Raw genomic sequence first — 24,570 nt, forward strand, 5'->3', positions numbered from 1 at the left:
CTCTACACTCGTATTCAAGCTTTCAATATCCTTATAGTAAACAGAACTCTATAAATAAAAAGGACTTCTTATGAAAAAAGCCTTAATAGCAGCGGGTATCATCACAATGTTGGCTGGCTGTTCGGACAACGAGGTTGGCGACGTCTCTCTTGGATTCTTCACAATGAAGGATATCAAAATGTCTTCTTTAGATGATGATAAAATCGCAGGTGTGACTTGTCATATCGCATCAATCGAAGCAAACCTTAGCCTTTCTGATCCAAGCGATAGCTCTATCTCTTGTCGTCAAACCGGTGAAATCACATCAGAAATGATCGCTAAAATTGACAAGAGTAAATCTGGTGAAGTGGTATTCAAGCAATCGAAAAGTATCTTCTTCAAAACGATGAAAGTTCGTCGTATCTACGATGCTGAGAACCAATCGCTGCTTTACTTGTCTTACACAACCAAAGAAACAGAAGGCAGCTTTAAGCATAGCCTTTCAACCGTTCCGCTTTGGGGGACAGAAGCTTACGTTGAACCAGCAACACTCGTTCCTGCCGAATAGTCTCACGCAAATGACCTAAAGCGAAAAGTAAACCGAGTCACCTGTACAGACATCGTACAGGTGATTCAAAATGTAATAAAAATGAAAGAATCAGAAACAAAATGTGATATCATGCGGCAAAATTTTTTCACTGTATTTTTCATATGAAGTTTCCTGGACAGCGTAAATCTAAGCACTATTTTCCAACTCACGCACGTGATCCGTTGGTCAACCAAATGCAACAAACGCCTAAGCTTCACCGCGCAACGATTGTCGGTGTAGGTCAAACAATTGTTGATATCGAAGCCCGTGTTGATAACGCGTTCCTTGAAAAATACGAGCTGAGTAAAGGTCACTCACTGGTATTAGAAGAAAGTAAAGCAGATGCTCTGTATGAAGAGCTAGTTGAGCGCGGTTTGATTACGCATCAATACCCTGGTGATACTATTGGCAACACACTGCACAACTATTCTGTACTTGCAGACAGTAAATCTGTATTGCTTGGCGTTATGTCTAAGAAGATTGAAGTTGGTTCATTTGGTTATCGTTACCTTTGCCGCACTTCTTCTCGTATGAATCTAAACCACCTTCAAACGGTTGATGGACCAATTGGCCGTTGCTATACCCTGATTTCTGAAGATGGTGAGCGTACGTTTGCAATCAACGAAGGCCACATGAACCAACTGCTCCCTGAAAGCATTCCTGAGAAAGTTTTCGAGAAAGCATCAGCATTGGTTGTATCGTCATACCTAATGCGTGGTAAACCTGAAGATCCGATGCCAAAAGCGGTACAAAAAGCGATCGAATACGCGAAAGCGCACAATGTACCTGTAGTACTAACACTTGGTACTAAGTACGTGATCGAAGGTAATGCGGAATGGTGGCAAGAATATCTGAAAGAAAACGTAACCATCGTCGCGATGAACGAAGACGAAGGTGAAGCGTTAACGGGTGAAAAAGATCCGCTTCTAGCTGCTAACAAAGCACTTGAGTGGGTTGACCTCGTTCTCTGTACTGCAGGCCCTATCGGTTTATACATGGCTGGCTACACTGACGAGCCTGCGAAACGCGAAACCACTCTGCCATTATTACCGGGTAACATTCCTGAGTTCAATAAATTCGAGTTCAGCCGTGCTATGCGTAAGCAAGACTGTCAAGATCCGGTAAAAGTCTACTCTCACATTGGCCCTTATCTTGGTGGCCCGCGCGAAATTAAAAACACCAATGGTGCTGGTGATGGTGCACTTTCTGCACTTTTACACGACATGGCAGCAAACAGCTACCACCACGTGAATGTACCAAACTCAGAAAAGCACGAGCACTCGTGTCTAACGTATTCTTCTCTGTCTCAAATTTGTAAGTACTCAAACCGTGTAAGCTATGAAGTGTTGACTCAGCACTCTCCTCGCCTTTCTCGTGCACTACCTGAACGCGAAGATAGCTTAGAAGAAACATACTGGGATCGTTAAGCGACTCTATTAGGTAGTTAACTCTTAGAGGTTAACGCCAAGTTGGATTACCCATTCCTTGAAGGGCTGCTATATGCAGCCCTTTTTGTATTCAACACCAATATAACGGCAGCTGAAGGTAATCAGATCGAATATTTTTCTCGTTTAAGATTTGATCTCGCGCAATGACTCTTTAGATCTGTTATCTTCCAGCACATAATTGATGTGGTTTGCCTTTACTTGGCAAATTTATACAGTACTATCGCCACGCAAACGTTTACGTACCACCTTTCGGTTCTGATATAAGGATCAAATATGCTGTCTGATATTGATATTTGTCGCTCTACTCCCCTTAAAAACATCAGTGAAGTTGCCAAGCAAGCTGGCCTGCACCACAACGAACATCAGCCATTAGGGCAATACAAATCTAAAGTGTCTCTCACATCACTTGAACGCCTCGCTAGCCAACAAGATGGTAAATTAGTCGTGGTTACGGCCATCACACCGACGCCTCTTGGTGAGGGCAAAACCGTCACCACTATCGGACTAGCACAAGGTCTAGCAAAGATTAACCAATCCGCTATGGCCTGCATTCGCCAACCTTCAATGGGCCCGGTATTTGGTGTAAAAGGTGGTGCAGCCGGCGGTGGCTATTCACAAGTTGCCCCAATGGAGCAATTGAACCTTCACCTGACTGGCGACATTCATGCCGTAACAGTCGCTCATAACCTCGCATCTGCCGCTATTGACGCTCGTTTGTATCATGAGCAACGTGAAGGGTTAGAAGCCTTTGAGGCTCGCTCAGGCTTAAAAGCTCTGGATATCGACCCACGCAGAATCGTGTGGCGACGTGTACTTGACCACAATGACCGCGCACTGCGTATGATCACGGTTGGCAAGAACGAAGCAGACAAAACAATTAATGGCTTTGAGCGCGAGGATGGCTTTGACATCTCAGCCGCTTCAGAGCTGATGGCTATTCTTGCTCTCACTGATGACCTCCAAGATTTAAGAAAGCGTATCGGACGAGTGGTACTCGCATACAACAACCAAGGCTTGCCATTAACTGCAGATGACTTCAACGTAGCAGGTGCTATGACAGTCACAATGAAAGACTCCATAGAGCCAACATTGATGCAAACCCTTGAAGGGGTTCCTACCCTAATCCACGCGGGGCCATTCGCTAACATCGCACACGGTAACTCTTCTATTATTGCCGATAAGGTTGCGTTAAAGCTAAGTGACTTTGTCGTGACGGAAGGTGGCTTCGGCTCAGATATGGGTTTTGAGAAAGCATGTAACATCAAAGTGAAAGCATCGAAAAAAAATCCAGATTGTGCTGTTATTGTCGCAACATTACGTGGTCTAAAAGCCAACTCAGGTTTATACGATTTGAGACCAGGAACTCCGCTACCAGATTCAATCTTTAATGATGACCAAGACGCGCTTATTGCAGGGTTTGAGAACCTTAAATGGCACATCAACAGCGTTAAGCAATACCAAGTGCCTACCGTTGTTGCGATCAATCGATTTCCACAAGATTCAGCTCAAGAGCTCGATGCTTTGAAACAGATGATCACCGACTTCGACCCAAGCGTTAGTGTTGAAGTAAGCGAAGCATTTGGTCAGGGTGGCGAAGGGGCGACTAAATTGGCTCACGCCGTAGTAAAAGCTTGCCAAAAACAGAGTGAATTTAAGCCGTTGTATCACTCAAAGCAAAGCCTAGAAGAAAAACTGATGGCCGTCGCTGAAGTTGGCTATGGCGCAGCAAGTATCTCGCTATCTCCACTGGCTAAAAAACAACTGGCCGAATTCAAACTGCATGGCTATAACGACCTATCGGTTTGTTTAGCAAAAACACCACTATCGATCTCGACAGAAGCACACGTAAAAGGTGCACCATCTCAGTTTGACGTACCCGTTAGGGAGCTAAAACTGTGTGCTGGTGCTGGCTTTATTTACGCGCTGTGCGGCAATGTAATGACCATGCCAGGCCTACCGGATAAACCGGCTTTTATGTCGTTGGACATTGATAGCAAAGGAAACATCGTTGGCTTAAGTTAATTACGACCAGACATAGGCTAAAAATCCGCTTTATCTAGAATAACCTGTCCGTACTATGCTCCCCATTATATTTGCGGACAGGTCTCGTTTCTGATACCTAATTGCTCAATTAACACCCCAAGTGCAATAAATTTCATTAAAAACGAAATAATATGCACATCTGATTATAAGTTTTGGGTCAAGATCACATTAATAGGCCTACAAAATATATAGTATTGCGCTGATTTTTCGAGGACAGTGATGAATACGAGTATAAAAAAACTGATCAGCCAATTTCTATGTACCTTGTTTGTCCTAGGATTAGTCCCTGCTCTCTATATAAACTCTGAATTTGAACGGGTTGAAGCCCAGTATGCGCTAAACATCAAACAGTCTAATCAAAACCAAATCGAATACAGCTTCCATCAACTCGCTATTATTGTTGAGCAAATATCAAACGCGGTTCCCTCTATTGCCGCCTCACAGACCCTACTTCGTTCCATTTCCGAGCCTTCAGTTACTAACAAACAAGCACTGCAGGATCTGTGGGTTGTATTGGCACACGGGCAACAATACTACTCTCAACTGCGTTTCCTAGATCTAGACGCTAATGAAGTATTCCGCGTCAACTATAAAGATGGCCACGCAAGTGTCACTCCAGACCACGAGTTACAAAACAAATCCTCTCGCGATTACTACAAAAAGCTACAAGAATTAGAGATTGGAGAAGTTAAAGCTACAGGCATTGATCTAGAAGTTGAAAATGGAGAGTTAGTTCGCCCCTTTTCGCCGACACTTCGCATTATGACGCCTGTCACTGTAGGGGAGCACATTATTGGCTATTTCATTGCTAACCTAAATATGCGCGAGATCTATGATCGCTTACATTACCAGATAGGTACATCAGCGACAGTTCCGGTCATCCTTAATAATACTGGTCATGTCATCATGGGTCCCGACCCTGAGGATTCATTTGGGCATGTGATTGAATCACGTTCAGACAAGACGTATGCAAAACTAGCCCCAGGCCTGTGGCAGAATATTCAAAGCGGCACCTCATCCAGCTATTTTGATGGTAAAAACTGGTATTTTCACTCTGACATCAGCCCTAAGATTAAGCAGTTTGAAGGACCAATTTATATGGTTCTTCATATTGAAGAACATCAATTTAACACTCAGTTTCAACAAGAAAATCACGCCATAGTCGTTCAGATAATCATACTCTCGATATTGATTTCAATGATATCTGCAGGTTTCGTACTGTGGAACAGAAATCATAAAAAGAACAGTATCGAAAGCCAACTCGCCAAAGCGGCAATGAACGGTATGTCTGCCCTATTAATCACAGACAAAAATAACCGAATCATAAAAGTAAACCAAGAGTTCACCCGTGTCAGTGGCTACGAGTTAGAAGATGTAAAAGGTAAACAGCCTTCATTGTTTAACGCTGGCCGATATAATGAAGAGTTCTACACTAAAATGTGGAGCGTCATTAAAGAGACAGGGATGTGGGAAGGCGAAGTGGTGAACCGACGAAAGGATGGCACCTTCATCACGGAAATTCTTCGAATACAAACCATCAAAGACTCAAAAGATGTGATTCAATTTTATGTTGCATCATTTGTTGATATCAGCAAACGCAAAGAGCTCGAGAATAAATTGAGAAACCTTAGCGAAAAAGATGCACTATCTGGCTGTTGGAATAGACGAAAGTTCGACCTGGAGCTTCGTGACGAGTGTTCTCGCGTTAGTCGTTACCCTACTCGCGAGCAATCTTGCTTAGCCATATTGGATATTGACCATTTCAAACGCATTAACGATAGATTTGGACATGATTATGGCGATAAAGCCATACAAACCGTAGCACAGGTACTGCAACGTGAATGCCGAGATACCGATTTCGTGGCTCGTATTGGGGGAGAAGAGTTTGGGGTTATCTTGCCTCACACGACACCACAAGAAGCCGACTATGTGCTTAATAGGCTGAGAATCGCGATCAGTATCGAGTTCGACAACGTCGTTACAATAAGTGGCGGAATAACCAACCTAACAGGTGAACCTGCACTCAATTATAAGTGCGCCGATTTAGCTCTTTACGAAGCAAAAGCAGTAGGTAGAAACAGTGTATGTTTGTTCCTTGATAGCGAAATGAGCGAAATTGCATAGTGGGAGCCTGCATCGCACCACCGCCCCGCTAACTTATTCATTTCACTCTAGAGTCGTTCACTCAACAATCAACTTGGTGCGGGGTAGAACTCCAGCGTATTCCCTTCGACTACCAGAATGCAATCCATATTCGCAGCATGGGCTGCCTGCTTACCAAGGTGAGTATCTTCAAACACAACACACTGCTTTGGCTGTAAACCCATACCAAAACAAGCAGCTAAGAAAGTATCAGGGTTTGGTTTATGATTCTTCACATCTGTCGCTGTCACTAAGATATCCAACTTACTCAAGATATCCGTTTTATCTAACAGTTGTTCTGCGCTCTTGCGTTGACTGCCCGTTCCAACCGCAATCTTCTTGTCACCGAGATGGTCTATCAAAAGAGAATACGTACAAGGGATAATATCTCCTTTGTCTTCAATAGCTGCAAACGAAGCCATTTTAAACGTAGAAACCGCTTGTGGGTCGAGCGATAAACCGTACTTACTATTTACCTCACCAGCGATCTTATAACTCGGCATTCCACCTAAGCTATGCAGCCAAGACGCTTCGAAATAAAAGCCGAACTCTTCCGCCGTTTGTTGCCATGCTTTCACATGTGCTGGCATTGTATCGATCAACGTACCGTCCATATCAAAGATTAATCCTTCATACGCCGTTAAATCAATTTTCATCACTACTACCACTCTTTAAGAAAGTTACTGATACCATACCCAATATTCAGTATCATGACCCCATATTACTGTTCAAAATGGATGTTTATGTTACAAATATCTAACTCTGTTTCAATTCAAGACTGGGAACTCCAGCTAACCGCGATCAGAGCTCAAGGAGCCGGAGGTCAAAACGTCAATAAAGTATCGAGTGCGATACATTTACGTTTTGACATAAAGCACTCAACCCTACCCGATTTCTATAAAGAAAAACTCCTGGCACATAAAGATGGTCGTATCACTAAAGATGGTGTGATTATCATTAAAGCTCAACAGTACAGAACTCAGGAGCAAAACCGAGACGATGCTTTGGTACGTTTGAAAGAGCTGATCTTAGAAGCAACAAAAGTTCAAAAAGTGAGACGAGCAACCAAGCCAACACGCGGCTCTCAAAAAAGACGTTTAGAAAGTAAAAAGCAAAGAAGCACCACCAAACAACTTCGCGGAAGAGTAGACTAATTGTTTCATGTCCGTAGTGAGCACCTCACCATGAAACAATCATTTTAGCTCTAACTAGCTGGACAAAAGACGATACCTGACATTATTTATTCGTAGACAATTTATTCGAAGACTGGTTCTTTGAGGCTACATATTCGCAATACTATTGATTAGAAAGTGTCTATTAGAACAAAACTCTACTTCTGTTTTTTGACCGACAAAATCAGTTTAATCAACAGCATTCGCTCTTCACTGGTTAACAAACGACTAGCAGCAGCTACATCTTCCGCTGCTGCTTCAGACGCTCCTACAACGTCGAGTACGACATCCAAGTCCGTAACTTTCAAGGTTCTCGTGATCGAACGATACTGAGACATTTTGATATCAGCCTCTCCCCGCTCAATTCGTTGATAGGTTTTCAAGCTCATCCCTGCGCTAGCCGCTAATTTTTCTTGAGACCAATTGCCTAGCTTCCTACGCTCAATCAGCGCAATGACTATAGGTTCTTGTGACATAAGCACCTCCAGAATAGACAGTTATGACCTAATTTCAGCAAGAAGCAGACCATATTGACTTAGAACAGTTTACATAAGTGATTAAAGGCATATTATTCGGCCGATAAAAACGTTACGTTTCATGGACTTTCACACTTACAACGGCGTCAACTCGCGGGTAGATAAGTTTGAATTATCAGAGCTAGGAAATAAGAAAAATTGCAAATTGCGAATAATGATAGCGTGAAATTGGAAATTGCGAATCTCTATAAATTGGCATTTCCTTGCATACAACAGGCTTTAGAATCAGAAGATACCCGTAATCAAATTATTGCGGTACAGCATAGATTGTTGACCTACAAAGAAGTGCTATTACACGGAAACATGCTCGAAGATAAAGAATTAAAGCAGGCTTTTTCTGCGTTGAACAAAAGTGAGAAAGGTGTCGCGCAAGGCGGTATCCAAAGTATCAACGATGCAGTAAAACAAATGGATGACATTATCGAAAGGTATAGCAGGAAGGCGAGCATCAATAAGCAGGCTTATCAACAAGTTTGAATCGATAGTACACCGAAATAACCAAGTCGACGCTGATGCTTTTTAGCGTCGACTTAATCTAAGACTTCTTTCATTAATGCTTAAATGAACAACCTGTCGAGGTATAGCCCTCAATCATGCTGATGAACGTCTACTTAACTTTAAATAGATTGTCTTCTTAAAATAAGTAAACCAAGCGCGAATATCGACAAGAAACCCAAAGAACCGCCACTGCTAGAACCTGAGTTGGTGCCTGAATTAGACCCGCCCGATAGACTGATCTTTGGCATTGATGTTTCATCTAACAAAGCAGTAGATGAATCAAGGGTTTCACCATCGCTCACACGTACTAAAACACGAGAGCTCGATGTACTTCTAACTTCAAAAGTTGCGTTTTCTGTGCCTGAAACAACTCGCTGAATCCATCCTGCATAATCATAAACCTCTGTAAAAACGGACGTATATTTTTCAGTAAGGCTGCCACATGTACCCGGCCCGTAACTTGTAATACCAATTTGCTGATAGCTACTCCCATCCCACCAATAGACAGGACCGCCTGAATCACCATTACACGTCGAGTTTTTGTATCCATTGAACTGCGCTCCATCAAAACAAAGCTGTTTGTCTGTTGAATTACAGCTATTCGTTGCATCGAAAGTTAAACTCGTTTGATTGACTATATTTGTAGCAGTTCTAGAAACAGTTTTACCTTGATCATCAGTTACATGACTCGTCAAACCCCGGCCAACTGCTTTAAACGTATCTTTGCCACGATTCAATGCATAGGTGTTGTCAAATGTAGAGTTAAGTAAGGATGAGTAATCTCGTACATTCAACGCAGTCTTCAGCTTTAAGATAGCAATATCGTTCGGCAGTACGTCACCTTGGCTAGGGTCAAGGTTTTCATTATAGTTATTTGGATAATAAATTTTTTCAACTCGTGCGGACTGGTAGCCACCATTATCATACTTAGTTTGGTCGGCCATGCCAGGGACAACCCAAGTGTTAAGCATCCACGCATAACTTCCGTAAACGCAATGGGCAGCTGTCAGCACGTATTGCCCATCTATAACCGTTCCACCACAATAATTAACAAATTTTGAACCATCATGGAAATACAGACTCGTAAACGTCGGGTAGGTCTGAGCAAGTTCTCCATCAGTGATAGGGCTGCCATTGATGATGTAAGGTGAAACACCTACATCATTACCTTCAAGAGAATATTCGGTCGCCATAACACTTGATGTGTAAATCAATGGTGCTAACAGCCCTAAAACGGCTTTACGAACCGGACTCATTGTATGGTTAACATTCATAGATAACTCCTTGTAACCCCTACTACTTATTTACAAAAATGATGAATCGTCACCATAACACGTTACGACTAATATTATAGTAAGCAATTTTAATGATATAGCCATATGTCTCGTTTTAAAAAACGAACTTTCAGGTGACCGGACTTGTAGCGATATAGAAAGTTATACGCTCTTAAAAATAGATACGTTTATAAAAATAGATACGTTCATAAAAAGGGAGATGGGCTTAAACAAAAAAGCCTACCGTTGAACTTCTCTATACAGAGAAGCAAACAGTAGGCTTTGTTTAGCTTAATAGTTTCTCTTAAAAGAGACTAGCCACGGTAGTAACGTTGAGGTACGAATGGCATTTTTTCTACTGTCATTGGTAGCTTCTTACCACGAACTTCAGCGAATACTTCAGTGCCAATTACTGCTAGATCAGTGCGTACGTACGCCATAGAAACAGGCTTGCCTGCATTAGGCCCCGCAGTACCGCTTGTTACAACACCAATCTTGTTGTCTTCAGCATCGAACAACTCAGCGCCTTCACGTACTGGCGCTTTAGTTTGACCAACAAGACCAACACGCTTACGTTGAACATCTTTCGTTGCGATTTGCTCAAGGATGATATCAGCGCCAGGGAAACCGCCTGCACGTTCACCGTCAGTACGACGCACTTTTTGAATGCCCCATAGAAGGCTAGCTTCTACTGGAGTAGTTGTTGTATCTAGGTCATGACCGTATAGACATAGACCACACTCAAGACGAAGTGAGTCACGAGCGCCAAGGCCAATCCACTCTACTTCAGCTTCTGCAGTTAGCTTGCGTGCCAGTGCTTCAGCGTGATCGTTAGGAACAGAGATCTCGTAGCCATCTTCCCCCGTGTAACCACTGCGGCTCACGATGCATTCAACGCCATCGATATCGACTTTTTGAACGTCCATGAACAACATGTCTGCAACGCTAGGTTGGAAACGAGCAAGAACTTCAGACGCTTTAGGGCCTTGAAGGGCTAATAGAGCGCGGTCATCAATCACTTCCATTTCGACGTCAGCTGGAAGGTGCGCCGTTAGATGGTCGATATCTTGTGTCTTACATGCTGCGTTCACAACAACAAACAGGTGATCACCTAGGTTAGCAACCATCAGATCATCCATAATGCCGCCCTGCTCGTTAGTAAAAAACGCATAGCGCTGCTTACCAGAAGGAAGGTCAATAATATCTACAGGAACCAAAGATTCTAAGACAGCAGCTGCGTTTGCACCATGTAGACGAAGTTGCCCCATGTGAGAAACATCAAAAAGACCAGCAGCATCACGAGTATGTAAATGCTCTTTCTTTACACCAAGCGGGTACTGGACTGGCATATCGTAGCCAGCGAAAGGAACCATCTTTGCGCCCTCTTCAACGTGAAGTGCATGCAGTGGTGTTGTTAGTAGGTCTTGATTAGCGTGTTCTTGAGTCATTTTATTCTCCATGAAGCGTTGCAGGCTGTCCAAAATCGAGTCTGCCGCTTATATCTCTATTTAGAGTCGCCTCTAACGATACTGGTTAACGTTAGAAACAGTAGATAGTAAAAAGTGATGTCCTTTACATAGGCTTATATCGTTGGCTCTATAAATTATGAATAACTGTACAGAACCCATACAACTCACTTTCTAAGAATTCACTTCAGTAAACTTCAATCAACATGAGTAAACCATGTTCACTATAATAAACAAGCCTGCGTCAGTTTTACACCCTTAACAATAGCCAAACAGCTCAAAATGTGACATTTAACAATTTAAAAACAATTGTTCGGTACATACAAAAACGCGATATTGATGATTTTCGCATCAATATCGCGTCTATTAGCTAACGTTCAAAACAAAAGCAAACGTTTGCATCCACTATAAGAAATTCAAAACTTGTTAGCTTATTTTGCAGTGACCTACAGTTATTTTGCAGTCACCCACAGAATGAGCGCATCTTCAGCACTCGTTGAAATCAGCATATGACCCATATTCGCATCGTAATACATGCTATCGCCTTCACTCATTGGCACGGGTTCGTAGAATTCTGAGTAGAACATCACATCACCCGAGATGATCATTAAGAACTCTTCACCATCGTGGCGCACCCAATCGTTATACTCTTCAAAAGTACGAGCTCTCACTCGACTCTTAAATGGCATCATCTTCTTATTAGAGAGCTCTGTGGCAAGCAATTCGTGTTCATAAGTGGGTGTTGGGTGTGGTTTACCTTGGCCTACCTTGGTTAAATCGCGACGTCCTGTGGCGACTTTTTTTCTTGGCGGCTCAAAGAGTTGCGGCATATCTATCTGCAAACCCATAGCCAATTTCTGCATCGCTTGAAAGGTCGGAGAGATCTGTTCATTCTCTATTTTACTGAGCGTAGAACGCGCCAAGCCTGTTCTTTGGCTTGCTTCTTCTAGCGTGATCCCAAGCTTACCGCGGATGTCTTTAATGCGCTGGCCAAGCCTAAGTGGTTCAATATTCTGGTCTAACGTTTCCTTCGCCAACGTTAGAGATGGGTACTCATCATAAATGTCTTCTGACATAGGTCCCTCACTAATTTTTTACTTCCTGTCTATTAATTTCATTGTTGCATAAAGCGCTTTGTTGATTAAAGAGCACACAGAGAAATAAAGCGTGCTCCCCGTAGCAAAACAAGAAAATCTGTTTCCTATTGGAAATTTTTGTTGAAAATTGATTTTAACGGAGCTATGTTATCGACTTGTTAGATGAAGAGATGCTACTTCGGCTTGCCGCAAATGATAGATTTAACATTTGTAAGAGCTGTTTTTTACCCGATTTTTTGGGAACCAATTCGTGCTGCATTGACCCTACAACGATCGCTTAGACGCTGTAAGAGTATATTTAATACGCAATCAACGTATGTCTGTACCTATATAGCGCAAACGATACCGATGCAGAAATCAACGTAAGACCTAATGGACTATAAAAACAATCACCATTAGCTTAATGAAAGGTCTCGACAATGAACGCTTACCAAAACCACAGCTTAGACAGTTTTTTCTCTACGAACCTATCAGGCACTGACGACGCCGTATTTGCTGGAATCCAAGCAGAGAACACTCGTCAAAACGAACAAATCGAACTTATTGCTTCTGAGAACATCGTTTCTAAAGCAGTAATGCAAGCTCAAGGCACTTGCCTAACCAACAAATACGCAGAAGGCTATCCAGGCCGTCGCTACTACGGTGGTTGTGAGCACGTAGATACCGTTGAAGCTATCGCAATTGAACGTGCTAAACAGCTGTTCAAATGTGAGTACGTAAACGTGCAGCCTCACTCTGGCGCTCAAGCAAACGGTGCAGTAAAACTTGCCCTACTTCAACCCGGCGACACAATCCTTGGTATGTCTTTAGATGCTGGTGGTCACCTCACACACGGTGCACGTCCTGCAATGTCTGGTAAGTGGTTCAACGCAGTTCAATATGGCGTAGACCGCGACACACTTGAAATCGATTACGAAGCAGTTCGCGCATTAGCTGTCGAAAGCCAACCTAAAATGATTATTGCAGGTGGTAGTGCTATCCCACGCGTTATTGATTTCGCTAAGTTCCGCGAAATTGCTGACGAAGTTGGCGCTATCCTAATGGTCGATATGGCACACATCGCGGGTCTTATCGCGACAGGTGCTCACCCTAGCCCACTACCACACGCACACGTTGTTACCACAACAACGCACAAAACACTTCGTGGCCCACGCGGCGGTATGATTCTGACGAACCACGAAGACATCAACAAAAAGATCAACTCTGCAGTGTTCCCAGGCCTTCAAGGCGGCCCACTAATGCACGTTATCGCGGCTAAAGCAGTGGCGTTTGGCGAAGCTCTTGGCCCTGAATTTAATACTTATATTGATTCAGTGATCGACAACGCAAAAGTTCTTGCTGAAGTGTTGCAAACTCGCGGTTGTGACATTGTGACTGGCGGTACAGACACACATCTAATGCTGGTTGACCTTCGCCCTAAAGGCTTGAAAGGTAACGTAACTGAAGAAGCATTAGAGCGTGCAGGGATCACATGTAACAAAAATGGCATACCATTCGATACAGAGAAGCCTATGATTACTTCTGGTATCCGTTTAGGCACGCCAGCTGGAACCAGTCGTGGTTTTGGCACTGAAGAATTCAAACTTATCGGTGAATGGATCGGCGATGTACTTGATGGCTTAGTTGAAAGCCCTGAAGGCAATGCTGAAGTTGAGCAACGTGTTCGCAAGCAAGTTAAAGAGCTTTGCAAACGCTTCCCTCTTTACCGTTAAACCAATTTTAAGATTTAAATTAAAACCTCATAAATTTTTGGAGAATAAGCAATGGACAATACACTAAAGTTTGCAGACAGCCACGAGTGGGTAAAAGACAACGGTGACGGTACTGTAACTATTGGTATTTCTGAGCACGCTCAAGAGCTACTAGGTGACGTTGTGTTTGTTGACCTGCCAGACACTGAAGACGAAATTGAAGCTGGCGAAAGCTTCTCTCTGGTTGAATCAGTAAAAGCAGCTTCTGATATCTACGCACCAATCTCTGGCGAAATTGTAGAAATCAACGAAGAATTAGAAGATAGCCCAGAGCTAATCAACGAAGAACCTTATGAAGGTGGTTGGATTGTTAAAGTGAAGATGTCTGATGCGTCTGAACTAAACAACCTTAAAGATGCGGAAGAATACCTAAGCTCTGTAGAAGAAGACTAATAGGTAACCTCATTACGATAAAGCTGCTCTTTGGAGCAGCTTAATTTTAGGGGCTAGCTCACGGCTCCAGAGAGAAAGTAGAACATATCATGACTGAATTACTTCAAAGCCAATTACTGAAAGACTTGGGTACGCAAAACGAGTTTGTTGCTCGTCATAACGGCCCTAATAAAGCAGACCAGCAAAAAATGCTTGAAGCGATCAACGCGACTAGCCTAGACGCACTGATCGACGAAACGGTTCCTGCACAAATCCGTCTTGAAAAACCAATGACACTTGCTGCGCCACTGAGCGAAATGGACATGCTGACCTCTCTTAAAGAGATCGCTAACCTAAACCAAGTGAAACGTACCTTCATTGGCCAAGGCTACTACAACACATTCACTCCAAACGTTATTTTACGTAACGTTCTAGAGAACCCAGGCTGGTACACAGCTTACACCCCATACCAACCAGAGATCTCTCAAGGTCGCCTTGAAGCTCTACTCAATTACCAACAAATGGTAATGGACCTAACAGGTATGGAAATCGCGAACGCATCCCTTCTTGATGAAGCGACAGCGGCTGGCGAAGCAATGACATTGTGTAAGCGTGCTGGTAAAAGCAAGAGCAAAGTATTCTTCGTTGCCGACGATGTTCATCCTCAAACACTAGAAGTTGTTAAAACTCGTGCTGAGTACATCGGTTTTGAAGTAATGGTTGGTGCTCTTGAAACACTTCCAGAGCAAGACGTATTTGGTGCGCTTCTTCAATACCCTAGTACAACGGGTGAAGTTCGTGACCTAACAGACATCATTGCGAAAGCTCAAGCAAACAAAACACTGGTAACGGTTGCTACTGACCTACTTGCTTCTGCTCTACTTAAGCCAGCTGGCGAAATGGGCGCAGACGTAGTCATCGGTTCGGCTCAGCGTTTCGGTGTTCCTATGGGATACGGCGGTCCACACGCTGCATTCATGGGTACTCGTGAAAAGCATAAGCGTACAATGCCAGGTCGTGTAATCGGAGTTTCTATCGATACTCACGGTAACCAAGCGCTACGTATGGCAATGCAAACTCGTGAGCAACACATCCGCCGCGAGAAAGCGACATCAAATATTTGTACAGCTCAAGCACTTCTAGCAAACATGGCGTCTTTCTACGCAGTTTACCACGGTGCAGAAGGCCTACGTACAATTGCTCGTCGTACACACCACATGACAGCTATCCTAGCGGCTGGCCTGACTAAATCGGGTTACGAGCTAACGAACAACAGCTTCTTCGATACCATCACGATCAACTCTGAAGAGAAGACAGATGCACTGTACGCGAAAGCGCAAGCAGCAGACATCAACCTTCGTCGACTTGTAGGTAAGATTGGTATCAGCCTAGATGAAACAACAACAATCGACGACGTGAACGCACTGTTCGCAATCTTCGACGTTAAAGAAGACGTTCAAGCACTCTCTTCTGACATTGCATCAAACGAATTTGCAGCAATTCCAGAAAACTGCCGTCGTGAATCAGAGTTCCTAACTCACCCAGTATTCAACACGCACCACAGCGAAACGCAAATGATGCGTTACCTAAAACAGCTTGAGAACAAAGACTTCTCACTAACGCACGGCATGATCCCACTGGGCAGCTGTACAATGAAGCTGAACGCTGCTGCTGAGATGATCCCAGTAACATGGCCTGAGTTTGGTTCAATTCACCCATTCGCACCTCTAGAGCAAGCAGCGGGCTACACAGCGCTAGCGAAAGATCTTAAAGAGAAGCTATGTGAAATTACCGGTTACGACGATTTCTCACTACAGCCTAACTCTGGTGCATCTGGTGAGTACGCAGGTCTAATCGCGATTCAACGCTACCACGCAAGCCGCGGTGAAGCTCACCGTAATGTTTGTCTGATTCCAAGCTCTGCGCACGGTACTAACCCTGCAACAGCATCTATGGTTTCAATGAAAGTAGTGGTTGTTAAGTGTGATGAAGATGGCAACATCGACATGACAGACCTAGCAGCGAAAATCGAGAAGCACAAAGAAAACCTATCAAGCATCATGATCACTTACCCTTCTACGCACGGCGTATACGAAGAGCAAGTGAAAGAAGTGTGTGAACAAGTACACGCAGCGGGCGGTCAGGTTTACCTAGACGGCGCGAACATGAACGCTCAAGTCGGTCTAACTTCACCTGGTTTTATCGGTTCAGACGTATCTCACTTGAACCTACACAAAACATTCTGTATCCCACACGGTGGTGGCGGTCCGGGTATGGGTCCTATCGGTGTTAAATCGCACCTAGCACCTTTCCTACCAGGTCACATCGAAAACGGTGTACAAGGTTCTGACTACGCGGTATCAGCAGCAGATTTAGGTAGTGCTTCAATCTTACCTATCTCTTGGGCTTACATCGCGATGATGGGCGAACCTGGCCTAACAGACGCAACGAAAGTAGCGATTCTGAACGCGAACTACGTGATGGAAAAACTACGTCCTCACTACCCTGTTCTTTACCGTGGCACTAACGGCCGCGTAGCGCACGAATGTATTATCGATATTCGTCCCCTTAAAGAAGACACAGGCATCAGCGAAGAAGATATTGCTAAGCGTCTAATGGACTTTGGTTTCCACGCGCCTACTATGTCTTTCCCAGTTGCTGGCACACTAATGGTAGAGCCAACTGAATCAGAAGATTTAGAAGAGCTAGACCGTTTCTGTGAAGCGATGATCGCAATCCGTCATGAAATGGCAGCAGTGAAAGCAGGTGAATGGCCACTAGACAACAACCCTCTAGTGAACGCACCGCACACACAAGTTGACCTTTCAGGCGCAGAATGGGATCGCCCTTACTCTCGCGAACTGGCTTGCTTCCCATCGAAAGCAACCAAGAACTCGAAGTACTGGCCAACTGTTAACCGTGTAGACAACGTATACGGTGACCGTAACCTAATCTGTTCTTGCCCAAGCATCGACAACTACGAAGACTAATTTTTGTAGATTTTAGATAAAAAAAAGCGAACCACTTGGTTCGCTTTTTTGTTTTTGTAGTTATTTGGTTGCTAGTGCAATTTACTTCATAAAGTGACTTCGGACTTGTTTAACACTCGGGATTTAACGTTGGCTAGGCAACGCTCAATCATTATTTGTTATACGCGAATTGGATTAGTTTCGTGATAATTTAGACTTGGTTAGTAATATGAATTGTTCAGGGTCTATGTACCCTTTAAATATTGGAGGTTCTGTTGTGTATCCCCCCATCCAACGATCGGGACCAGTTTCTGGGTATTCCATACGTGACCCCATTCTTATTGAAAAATGTATATGGGCATTTACACCAATGCCAAAATCCTCTGAAGGGTCAGCTATATAACCAAGTAAATCCCCTTTTTTAATTGCCCCTTTTGAGACTAACCAGCTTTTTAATGACAGATGACCGTACAATGAATAAAGGTTTTCTTTTGGGTGATCAATAATCACAACGCCAGGGTAACCGTTCATATAACCAGAATAACTTACAACACCATCAGCAATAGCGTATACAGGCTCTCCAACTTCAGCAAAATAGTCTATAGCAGCATGATATAAATGAGGAAATCGAGAAGCAGTATTAAATGAGGAAAAACCCTGTAATTCTGAACGTGAATCCAGAGGAAATCTATATGGCTCTTTTAAATTTTCAGCAATCCCCTCTAATATCGGACGGACAAGATTAAGTTCTTCATCAACCAGCCGCTGTTTCGTGTCCATGAGTACTTTTGAACCTAAAAATACTAAAGGCAAAATAGTAAGGGTAATGATTACAATAACTTTCTTTGATATTTCCATCGATTTCCCTTCCATTGACATCGAAGCGTATACGCTGCATTAAGTTGTGAGCGGCGCTTGGCTATACTTTGAGCAAAGCGAAAACGCCAAGCGTTGCGAATCACTCTCAAATGCTTGTTATACGTCTGTGCGTTAAAAATCACAGCGCTTTTCAATTGATGGTATGTGTTTACTTCTAGACCTTCTATCAAGAACCAAATACTTACCATGGTTAATAAGGACTTCATATTGAATGTTCTTGCGGCCGCCACCAAGGTGTTTTTCTGGCCAACTCGGCCAAGACTTATATACGCGACCTGTGAACTTCAGCACGCCCCTATCAGCAAGTGGCTCCATATAAGAGCTAAAATCACGGTCTACAACAAAACCCAAAATTTCATTATCCAGCAAGAAGTCGTCACCCGCATTCTTTCCAATAATTTTCCATACCTGAGGCTCACTTGTTCCAAAATAATCGGTTGCCAATATAGAGAACGATTGAAAGCAGCCATTTTGTATTTCTTGTTTTCGGCTACAACTGTAAATTAAGAGAGTTATACATCCTAAAACACAAATCCATTTGTAAATCATATATCTATCATTCATTGGTTAGCGATGTATGACGCCCGCTTATGTGGTGAGCAACGCAATGCGGTGTACGGCAACTAGCATCGCGTTAAGCAGTGGGTAAACGTTGACCACCAAACCTAAACCATCGTGCCGTAAACACTAAATTCAAAGCAATCCGAAAATGCCAAGCGTTGGGAATCCGTCTTAAACGTCGTTTTGTTAAAACTACGCTTTCCTAATTGGTTGACATATAAACCACAAAAAACAACACGCAAACGTTAATCCTGCGGCATTTAACTCGTTAAGTCCGAATTGATTGACGAAAAGGGAACTACCCGAAGCTGCAACAAAAAAGGTAGCATAATAATAGACCTTGAAGAGCTTTAACTCATGACAACACTTTTTGCATTTTATTAGTTTGCCAGGGATGAATTTAAACTTATCCCTCACAGTCAAGGGCTCTGCGCAGTTTGGGCACTTGAACATATCCACTCCTAATTGGCATTGTAAAGCCAATAGGCTAAGAGCAACTAGTTTACTATGCAAAACAGTAAGAATTTACTTCGAGGGAGTTCAAAAATGCCACGTAGCTATATTTCCTAATTATGTCGCCTTTGAGCGTATGAAAGAACGACTCCACCTCCGCATTATCAGTACAATGACCTGGACGATTCATACTTGGGACAATTCCATTTTTTGATAATAAAGCTTGAACTTCATGTGCTCGATATTCAGAGCCTCTGTCGGTATGAAATAATAACCGCTCTTGTGGTTTTCGATTTCTAATGGCCATTCTCATCTAACTCATCGTTAGCTGTGTACTTTTCTTGCTACCAAGCGATGATTTTACGCGAGTAAAGACTGATAGCGACCGCAAGATACATCCAACGTTTACGTTGCTTTATATACGTTAGATCTCCAGACCATTGTTGATTAACTGCCGTTGGTTTTGGTGTGTCTTTTTTAATATTCTTAATCGATTGATAAAACCGATGTAGCTTGGCCATCCTTAGGTAAATCCGATAACTTCGCGCTCGTAGTCCTTGCTCTCTCATGATCCGAGCCACACGCTTGCGGTTAACCAAAACTCCTTGGCGCTTAAGCTCTGCATGAATCCTTGGACTACCGTAGGTCTCTCGACTCTGAGAAAACACTTTAATTATTAGCTTCTTCAAAGCCTGCTCTTCTTGATCGTAGCGGCTTGGCTCTCTACCAAGACATGCGTAGTAACCCGACTTAGAAACAGATAAAAAACGGCACATCAATACTATGGAATAACGTGTTTTGTAATGGGCTATGAATCGGAATTTTGTCGATTTTCTTGGGCAACGAATCGTTGCCACTTTTTTAGCAAGTCATTCTCGAGCTTAAGTTGTTCATTCTGACGTTCAAGCTCTGCAATTCGACTCGACTCCGTTTTCTGACTCGGGATCTGAGTCCTTTTCTTACGTTTATCTTCCATAATAACCCCTTCTCTATAGTCCTTTCGCCATTTAGAAAGCATATAAGGGTGGATATTTAATGATAGCGCCACGCTTTTAACTGTAGCTCCTTCTCGAAGCGAAAGTCGGACAGCAGTTACCTTAAATTCCGTAAGATATTGTTGAGCTTTTTTACCTGATTTATAAGCTGGCATAATCACCTCCAATTACAATTGAAGGTGTCCACTAGATCGGGTCAACTACAGAATCCCTCTTAAATTGCTTGTTGAACGAAGCCGCTACGCGGCAGAGTAAAACGAGTGCGAACCATACTCTTGTAACACCATCACCCTGATGGTCGTTCACAGGAGTAACCCCATGAAACCCGATGACTTAAAACGCTACAACACCCTTTATGAACAACACCTTACCAACCTTAAACTGCAAGGTAAACGCCCTGCGACTATTGATGCCTATTCTCGTGCGGTTCGTCGGATCACCGATCATTTCGATCGCGTTCCTGACACGTTAACCACGGCCGATCTCAAACAGTTCTTTGCGTCTCTTATCCAAACCCACTCGTGGAGCACCATTAAACTCGATCGTAATGGCTTGCAGTTTTTCTATCGCTACACGCACGATAAACAGTGGGAGTGGCTCAATATCGTGAAGCCGCCACAGGTAAAACGACTGCCTGACATACTCACACCGCAACAAGTCAGCTCGCTGATTAACCACACGCGACAAACCCGTTATCAAGTCTTCTTCTTAACTCTTTACAGCATGGGGTTACGTCTTGGTGAAGGGCTCAACCTTACGGTTCACGATATCGACAGCCAAACGATGCGGGTTCACATACGCGAAGGAAAAGGCGGGAAAGACCGAATGGTGCCGCTTCCGCAGCGAACGCTTAAGGCACTCCGCACGCACTGGCTTACCCATAAGCATCCTTGCTACTTATTTCCTGGACTTGGTACATGTCACGACACCCCCATGGACCGTGGCGGAATTCAAAAAACGATGAAACTTGTACTTAAAGAGTGTGGTATCAAAAAGCATGCGAGTCCTCATTCACTCAGACATTGCTTCGCAACGCACTTACTTGAGCAAGGAGTCGACCTGCGTTCACTGCAATCACTGCTCGGTCATGCAAGCCTCAACACCACGGCACGATACACCCGAATGACTCAGATAAAGCAGCGTGATGCGGCAATGGCCATCAACCAATTAACGGATGATCTAGACTTAACATGGAGCATAAAATGAGTACTTTCATTGAACTGCTTCGCCAGCATCATCGTGCGCTTAAGCATCACTATCATGCGCAGATAAATGGCGATATGCATCGAGCTGATTGATATGATTGCTATCGCAACCTTATCTTAGCTTCGCTCGCTTTGAGAAAAGCCTCAAAGCGATGTGCCCTTCAAGTTCAATAGTACAATTTACTTAATAAAGTGGCTTCGGGCTTGTTCAACACTCGGGATTTAGTGTTGGTTGCGCAACACCTTAATCCTTATTTGTTAAACGCAGCCAAAAAACAATGCAGGGCTGATATTATATTTAGATGAAATAGCTTGAATATGCTCTTTTGTTAGTTTGCGAGAACCGTTAAGGATCATTGAAACCAAACTTTTACCACCAATTACATCTTTTAGGTCATCAGCTTTAAGTTGATACTGATCCATTAATACACGCAGTGTTGCCACTCCATCATCTAAATTCTCAATACGGGAATTAAACTCTGCAAATTCATCTGCACGGTCTTCCCAACGCTCAATAGATACTTCCAAAACCTCAATTAATGGTTTGTAAATATCGTATTCTTCAATAAGATCTTCCATTAACTCCAAGGCTTCAGCATATTCTTCTTCTGTTGAAATATGACCAACAAAACTAGCCATTGAAAATAGTTGTAATGCTGTTGATTTAACTTGATTAAAATTTTTCATTTCGACTCCTTTACGTATTTGGCACATAACTTGTCATATTCTGCATGAGGAACAATATGCTTAACAAACATTCTATTATCTCGAAATTCGATAAAGGTCATTAAACGTAAATTATTCCCACCGATATCAAGAACATACCATTTATCTTTATACTTAAAGTTATCTAAGCTTGGGTAAACATTTTTCATATCCAGTGGATTTGAAAAGTTATTATTTTTTAATGATTTATATAGTGCATCAATTGCCCCAGCATCATTCGGATATTTTTTCGCTGCATCACTAAATGGTTTTCTTGATATTACGTGCATAAACACCTCTAAGTTCACTATATGTGAATATAGCACCTACAAACCAAGTTCACAAGCTGTGAATTTACAAAGAAGCGTTTAGACATAATGACCCCCACGAAAGGTGCTAGCCTCCAATATCGTGGGTTAGCTTAAAACCATAGCCATAATTAGTGTGTCAAACAACTAAATTTTGGAGGCTAGCATGAATAAAGATAGCATAATTTTCATTGGCTTAGATATGCATAAGTCATTTATTCAAATCGCTGTGTTATAAGAACATCGTGAGGCAAATCCACAACACCTTGGCTGTATTAAATCGAATAAGTCCGCATTGATTAAATTGACCAAACAGCTGCAATCCAAGTATCCAAAAGCCACTCTGCACTTTGTCTATGAAACAGGACCATGTGGTTACTGGACTTATCGCTTAATGACGAGCCCTGGACTCGTTCCAACAGAAAACTCCAGTGGAGGTAAAACTCGTCGTGGCAGCTTAACAAAGTGTGGCGAGCAAGAGTGCTAGAGGCCATTAATCAACACCCAACGTTGTGGCTGCCGAGTGGTATTCCCAAACAATGGGTGGTCGATTGTAGACAAGTGGGATACGGTCAGGCTGCGTTGAGCTATTTGGCTCGCTATCTCTATCGCGGTGTGCTGCCTGATGAAGACATCATCAGTATCACAGATGATACGGTCACCTTCCGCTATAAAGAGAGCCAGACCAATGCATGGCGAACGCGCACCTTGCCCATTCTGAAGTTTTTGCTGCTCATTTTGCAGCACGTGCTGCCCAAAGGGTTGCAGAGAGTACGAGACTACGGATTTTTACGTGGTCAGGCGCACGCCTTAAGAGTTCGTATTCAGCTGTTGTTATTGAACTTGGTCTATATGATGCCGCCGCTAACGGCACCGATAAGGACCAAAGCAATACGAATATGCCCTTGCTGTGAGCATGAGATGGCGTGCGTTGGAGTGAGCCGACCCATGTAGCCGAAAGGCATCGAAAATAAGGATAATGGCATTGACGAAAACAAAGGAGATGTGACGACGAAAGAAACGAAAAACAGCTAACTGATTGATAAGAATGCTATCGCAACCTTACCTTGGCCTCGCTCGCCTTGAGCAAAGCCTCAAAGCGATGTGCCCTTCAAGTTCAATCGTACAATTTACTTACTAAAGTGGCTTCGGGCTTGTTCAACACTCGAGATTTAGTGTTGGCTGCGCAACACCTTAATCCATATTTGTTAGTTGAATTCTTCCACGGACCTACATTTAGGAAAAGACGAGCAACCCCAAAACTGTTTACCTTTATTTTCCCCACGCTTTGTTTCACGGACAACCATTTCAGAGCCGCAACGTGAACATTGCTTTAGATTTTCCTTTGAAGCGACCAACTCTCTAACGTGTTTCCTATGCTTTAGGTCAGTAACAACGCCTTTTTTGAGCTTAACTTCGGTTATCGCTTCGATAATTTGAACGTACTCAGTATCTGAAAATACAGGCTGTATATACTGCTTAATGTAATCCAAGCAACCTCGCGCGTAAGTAACATTATTAGGCATATCTGTCTTAAACGTACTATCACCGATAAAAACGATGACCGAATGCAACTTAGATGAATCAATACTCAATAATGACTCTAGGGTTTTGACGTGTTTATAATTTTGATGAAGAGGGTTCTGGAATTTAGACGTATGACGATAGATTTTTTGAGTCCATTGCTTTTGACTTTTTGAGCCAAAGATCCAACCTTTCATATTCTTAGTTTCAACAACGAAAATACCAAACTTAGAGACAACAACGTGATCAATTTGTGTTGTGCCTTCTTCTGTGGGTAAAGTTACATCTTTGATTAATGTGTAATCTGACGCAGGCAACTGCGACAACAATTTGTTTACTAAAAACTCTCCGAATACACCTTTAAACCACCGACTCTTGAATATCGAGACAACAAGTAGCAAAGGTACAACATACCAGACTTGAGCCAAAGCACCTGATAGTAATCCTAATATATCCACGAAACTTCCTTATTCAACTAACGCCCAATTAAGGTGTGAAGCACGCTACCACAATATTTGATTAGATCACCGTAAACACGGAACTAGACCCAAACCAAAAGTGCCAAGCGTGCTGAATCCCACTTTTATTGATAGTTGAACGAAGC

The 24,570-nt window shown here is 43.1% G+C and carries 20 protein-coding genes and 3 pseudogenes; 12 read left to right on the forward strand and 11 right to left on the reverse strand.

Annotated elements, in window-relative coordinates; genetic code table 11:
• The first annotated feature begins 70 nt into the window (after nt 1–70).
• From OCV30_RS21050 to OCV30_RS21065, 4 genes are all read left to right on the forward strand, one after another.
• The gene (locus tag OCV30_RS21050) at nt 71–547 is read left to right on the forward strand and encodes a CreA family protein (RefSeq protein WP_065678986.1); all 477 of its coding nucleotides are present in this window, start codon (nt 71–73) and stop codon (nt 545–547) included.
• A gap of 143 nt (nt 548–690) precedes the next feature.
• The gene (locus tag OCV30_RS21055) at nt 691–1,995 is read left to right on the forward strand and encodes an inosine/guanosine kinase (protein WP_065678985.1); all 1,305 of its coding nucleotides are present in this window, start codon (nt 691–693) and stop codon (nt 1,993–1,995) included.
• Between the two features lie 294 nt (nt 1,996–2,289).
• The gene (locus tag OCV30_RS21060; protein WP_017100522.1) at nt 2,290–4,038 is read left to right on the forward strand and encodes a formate--tetrahydrofolate ligase; all 1,749 of its coding nucleotides are present in this window, start codon (nt 2,290–2,292) and stop codon (nt 4,036–4,038) included.
• Nucleotides 4,039–4,278: 240 nt separating this feature from the next.
• Nucleotides 4,279–6,183 (forward strand): sensor domain-containing diguanylate cyclase, encoded by a 1,905-nt coding sequence (locus tag OCV30_RS21065; RefSeq protein ID WP_065678984.1) that lies wholly within the window; start codon nt 4,279–4,281, stop codon nt 6,181–6,183.
• A 68-nt stretch (nt 6,184–6,251) separates the two neighbouring features.
• Here OCV30_RS21065 and OCV30_RS21070 read toward each other — a convergent pair whose 3' ends face one another.
• Nucleotides 6,252–6,857, reverse strand: coding sequence for a beta-phosphoglucomutase family hydrolase (locus OCV30_RS21070; protein WP_009845180.1), 606 nt, complete (start codon nt 6,855–6,857; stop codon nt 6,252–6,254).
• 87 nt (nt 6,858–6,944) lie between these two features.
• Here OCV30_RS21070 and arfB point away from each other — a divergent pair, with 87 nt between their 5' ends.
• Nucleotides 6,945–7,355, forward strand: a complete 411-nt coding sequence (arfB, locus tag OCV30_RS21075) for an alternative ribosome rescue aminoacyl-tRNA hydrolase ArfB (protein WP_012600691.1) — start codon at nt 6,945–6,947, stop codon at nt 7,353–7,355.
• A 176-nt stretch (nt 7,356–7,531) separates the two neighbouring features.
• Here the strand turns inward: arfB and OCV30_RS21080 are convergent, their stop codons facing one another.
• Nucleotides 7,532–7,849, reverse strand: a complete 318-nt coding sequence (locus OCV30_RS21080) for a helix-turn-helix domain-containing protein (RefSeq protein WP_009845174.1) — start codon at nt 7,847–7,849, stop codon at nt 7,532–7,534.
• A gap of 198 nt (nt 7,850–8,047) precedes the next feature.
• Between OCV30_RS21080 and OCV30_RS21085 the strand changes: the two genes are divergently transcribed.
• Nucleotides 8,048–8,386 (forward strand): hypothetical protein, encoded by a 339-nt coding sequence (locus OCV30_RS21085; RefSeq protein WP_065678983.1) that lies wholly within the window; start codon nt 8,048–8,050, stop codon nt 8,384–8,386.
• 140 nt (nt 8,387–8,526) lie between these two features.
• Here OCV30_RS21085 and OCV30_RS21090 read toward each other — a convergent pair whose 3' ends face one another.
• The 3 genes from OCV30_RS21090 to OCV30_RS21100 all read right to left on the reverse strand — a co-directional run bounded on the left by OCV30_RS21090 (nt 8,527) and on the right by OCV30_RS21100 (nt 12,223).
• Nucleotides 8,527–9,681: a S1 family peptidase gene (locus OCV30_RS21090; protein WP_065678982.1), complete on the reverse strand. Its 1,155-nt coding sequence runs from the start codon at nt 9,679–9,681 to the stop codon at nt 8,527–8,529.
• A gap of 314 nt (nt 9,682–9,995) precedes the next feature.
• Nucleotides 9,996–11,129, reverse strand: a complete 1,134-nt coding sequence (gene gcvT / locus OCV30_RS21095) for a glycine cleavage system aminomethyltransferase GcvT (protein WP_065678981.1) — start codon at nt 11,127–11,129, stop codon at nt 9,996–9,998.
• Nucleotides 11,130–11,599: 470 nt separating this feature from the next.
• A complete protein-coding gene (locus OCV30_RS21100) occupies nt 11,600–12,223 on the reverse strand; it encodes a helix-turn-helix domain-containing protein (RefSeq protein ID WP_012600696.1) in 624 nt (207 codons plus the stop codon).
• 440 nt (nt 12,224–12,663) lie between these two features.
• Between OCV30_RS21100 and OCV30_RS21105 the strand changes: the two genes are divergently transcribed.
• From OCV30_RS21105 to gcvP, 3 genes are all read left to right on the forward strand, one after another.
• Entirely contained in the window at nt 12,664–13,956 is a 1,293-nt protein-coding gene (locus OCV30_RS21105) for a serine hydroxymethyltransferase (RefSeq protein ID WP_017097964.1), read from the forward strand.
• Between the two features lie 51 nt (nt 13,957–14,007).
• Nucleotides 14,008–14,388 carry a glycine cleavage system protein GcvH gene (gene gcvH / locus OCV30_RS21110; protein ID WP_009845137.1) on the forward strand — a complete coding sequence of 127 codons (381 nt, stop codon included), beginning with the start codon at nt 14,008–14,010 and terminating at the stop codon, nt 14,386–14,388.
• An 89-nt stretch (nt 14,389–14,477) separates the two neighbouring features.
• Nucleotides 14,478–17,357, forward strand: coding sequence for an aminomethyl-transferring glycine dehydrogenase (gcvP, locus tag OCV30_RS21115; RefSeq protein WP_065678980.1), 2,880 nt, complete (start codon nt 14,478–14,480; stop codon nt 17,355–17,357).
• Between the two features lie 174 nt (nt 17,358–17,531).
• Here gcvP and OCV30_RS21120 read toward each other — a convergent pair whose 3' ends face one another.
• The 3 genes and pseudogenes from OCV30_RS21120 to OCV30_RS21130 all read right to left on the reverse strand — a co-directional run.
• Nucleotides 17,532–18,194 carry a M23 family metallopeptidase gene (locus OCV30_RS21120; protein ID WP_244499036.1) on the reverse strand — a complete coding sequence of 221 codons (663 nt, stop codon included), beginning with the start codon at nt 18,192–18,194 and terminating at the stop codon, nt 17,532–17,534.
• 132 nt (nt 18,195–18,326) lie between these two features.
• Nucleotides 18,327–18,764: a hypothetical protein gene (locus tag OCV30_RS21125; protein ID WP_065678978.1), complete on the reverse strand. Its 438-nt coding sequence runs from the start codon at nt 18,762–18,764 to the stop codon at nt 18,327–18,329.
• 565 nt (nt 18,765–19,329) lie between these two features.
• Nucleotides 19,330–20,379, reverse strand: a pseudogene (locus tag OCV30_RS21130) (IS3 family transposase); the annotation flags it as partial.
• A 163-nt stretch (nt 20,380–20,542) separates the two neighbouring features.
• Between OCV30_RS21130 and OCV30_RS21135 the strand changes: the two are divergent.
• The gene (locus OCV30_RS21135) at nt 20,543–21,430 is read left to right on the forward strand and encodes a tyrosine-type recombinase/integrase (protein WP_065678976.1); all 888 of its coding nucleotides are present in this window, start codon (nt 20,543–20,545) and stop codon (nt 21,428–21,430) included.
• 257 nt (nt 21,431–21,687) lie between these two features.
• Here OCV30_RS21135 and OCV30_RS21140 read toward each other — a convergent pair whose 3' ends face one another.
• Both OCV30_RS21140 and OCV30_RS21145 read right to left on the reverse strand, forming a co-directional pair.
• Nucleotides 21,688–22,116 carry a helix-turn-helix domain-containing protein gene (locus OCV30_RS21140; RefSeq protein WP_065678975.1) on the reverse strand — a complete coding sequence of 143 codons (429 nt, stop codon included), beginning with the start codon at nt 22,114–22,116 and terminating at the stop codon, nt 21,688–21,690.
• Entirely contained in the window at nt 22,113–22,424 is a 312-nt protein-coding gene (locus tag OCV30_RS21145; protein WP_065678974.1) for a type II toxin-antitoxin system HigB family toxin, read from the reverse strand. The genes OCV30_RS21140 and OCV30_RS21145 overlap by 4 nt, the downstream gene beginning before the upstream one ends.
• A gap of 184 nt (nt 22,425–22,608) precedes the next feature.
• Between OCV30_RS21145 and OCV30_RS21150 the strand changes: the two are divergent.
• Nucleotides 22,609–22,845, forward strand: a pseudogene (locus OCV30_RS21150) (IS110 family transposase); the annotation flags it as partial.
• 53 nt (nt 22,846–22,898) lie between these two features.
• Nucleotides 22,899–23,396 (forward strand): annotated as a pseudogene (locus OCV30_RS21155) (IS91 family transposase); the annotation flags it as partial.
• A 254-nt stretch (nt 23,397–23,650) separates the two neighbouring features.
• On the opposite strand, the gene OCV30_RS21160 reads toward OCV30_RS21155, so the two are convergent.
• Nucleotides 23,651–24,424 (reverse strand): NERD domain-containing protein, encoded by a 774-nt coding sequence (locus OCV30_RS21160; protein ID WP_065678972.1) that lies wholly within the window; start codon nt 24,422–24,424, stop codon nt 23,651–23,653.
• Nucleotides 24,425–24,570 lie beyond the last annotated feature (146 nt).

Origin of the sequence: Vibrio atlanticus, from assembly GCF_024347315.1 — a bacterium.
GTDB lineage: Bacteria > Pseudomonadota > Gammaproteobacteria > Enterobacterales > Vibrionaceae > Vibrio > Vibrio atlanticus.